The organism is uncultured Cardiobacterium sp., assembly GCF_938028185.1.
Taxonomy (GTDB): Bacteria; Pseudomonadota; Gammaproteobacteria; order Cardiobacteriales; family Cardiobacteriaceae; genus Cardiobacterium.
The window spans coordinates 1-1,961 of record NZ_CALJAH010000191.1; the positions used below are offsets into that span (position 1 = coordinate 1).

Consider the following 1,961-nt stretch of genomic DNA (forward strand, 5'->3'; position numbering starts at 1 on the left):
GATGAAGTGGCGCACCTGGGCGAAGCGGGTCATGATAGAAAAAAACAGGCCGACGCCCAGGCACAGCCAGATGAACGCCGGGTTCCAAATCACATCATTGAGCCAGAGGACGGCGGTCTCGATGGCGCTTTGTTCCTGTTGCATGATTATCTCCGGTAATTATGAAAGGAGCGCCAATGTACAACGCGGCGCGCGTGGCTGTCAGCAAAAAATTGAACGGACGGCAAGCCAATATTCATGCCGGAACCGTTACCATGCGCCAATCTCCCGCAAACAAAAGGAAAATCCGATGAAACGCCTTGCCCTGCCCGCGCTCGCCGCCGCCTTCGCCGCGATTGCCCATGCCGATAACGAAGCCGTAGGCACGCCGCTGGCCATGCCTGCCGAAATGCAGGAAGTCTTCGCGCGCAATCCCGCCACGGCCAGCAATAACGAACGCTTTGCCAATGCCGAAGCCGCAGCCGTTTACCAGGCGGCGCACGACGGCGACCTTGCCCGCGCGCGGCAAATCCTTGCGCAACACCCCGGCGTGCTGCAAAGCCACAACACGCGCGAAATGACGCCGCTTGGCGTCGCCATGATGAGCGGCGACCGCAAAGCCTTCAACGCCCTGCTAGACCTTGGTGCCGACCCCACCTGGCTGGGCGACATGCGCGACACCGACCTGCACCTTGCCGCCATCCTCACCGACCGCTACTGGCTGGATGCCCTGATAAAACGCGGCGTGAACCTCGAAATCCCCAACACCCTGGGCGAGACGCCGCTCTTTGCCGCGCTCGGCCCGGAGACGCGCGACAACTTCGAGCTGCTGCTCAAGGCCGGGGCGGACATCCACGCCCGCCGCACCGCCGACGGCAGCACCCTGCTGCACAAGGCCGCCGGTATCAGCGATTACGATGCCGTGCCGCGCCTGCTCAAACTGGGCGTCGATCCCACCCTGCGCGACCACGTCGGCTACACCTTCCAGTACAGCTACTTCCTCGCCTCCGACAACCCGCCGCACGCCAAAGAAGTGCGCGCCTGGCTCGACGCGCACAACATCCCCATTGACACCAGCCGCATCGCGCCCGACGCGCCACCGGCGGACAACAGCCTCTGCACCGTCCCGCCGACGGCGCTGCTCACCGCCGTCTCGCCGCATTACCGCGCAAGTGCGGCGCTGCTGCAAAACAGCGGCAAAGACAACGCCGCCCGCCCGGCGGACGACGCCGCGCCGGTTGCCGTCAGCGACGCCGACATTGACCGCGTGGCGCAACAGCTCGCCGCCGCCTACCCGGCAGAAGACCGCGCGCAGCAACAACAAAACTATCGCGAACATTACCTGTTCTACCGCGACGACGGCGAAAACGTGCAAACCCTCGCCGGGGCGCTTGCCACCTACACCCTCGGCAGCTACAACGCCTGGCGCGGCTCAAACGGCGACGATGACACCCTGGACAGAACCTACCACAGCCTCCTCGCCCAATACCGGCAGCAGACGGGCAACATAAAAGTGGACAAGGACGACTACCTGCGCCACATCATGCTGGGCATGCAGCTCATCCTTGCCACCGCCTACTGCCATAACGTCGAAAGCCGTGGCCACCTGCAAACGGCAGGCAGCCACGGCCTCAAGGCGCTGTTCAAAACCGCGCCGGAGCGCATCCGCCTCACCCCGGAAGGCATCAGCCTCAACCCCTGAAGCCTGCCCGTACCTGATTTACATACACTTGAGCGCTCAAGTGTATGTAAATCCCGGACGGGTAGGGCAGGGCACTTTCATAAAAAAAACGCCGCAAATGCGGCGTTTTTTTTTCAGGATTGCAATGCCCGGCGCGCTTATGCCCGATCGCCTTTGCGCTGGTAATTGCCGCCGCCCTTGCGCTCGGCAAACGGTTTTTTGCCGCCGCGTTTGCCGTCGAATTTTTTGCCGTCCGCCTTGCCGTAGCTTTTGCCCGGCGCGCCCCGGAATTTTTTCCCCG

1 protein-coding gene is annotated in these 1,961 nt (G+C 63.0%); it reads left to right on the forward strand.

Annotated features, from left to right (window positions below):
* Positions 1–289: 289 nt before the first annotated feature.
* A complete protein-coding gene (locus tag Q0349_RS05610) occupies positions 290–1,681 on the forward strand; it encodes an ankyrin repeat domain-containing protein (RefSeq protein WP_298079898.1) in 1,392 nt (463 codons plus the stop codon).
* Positions 1,682–1,961: the final 280 nt, after the last annotated feature.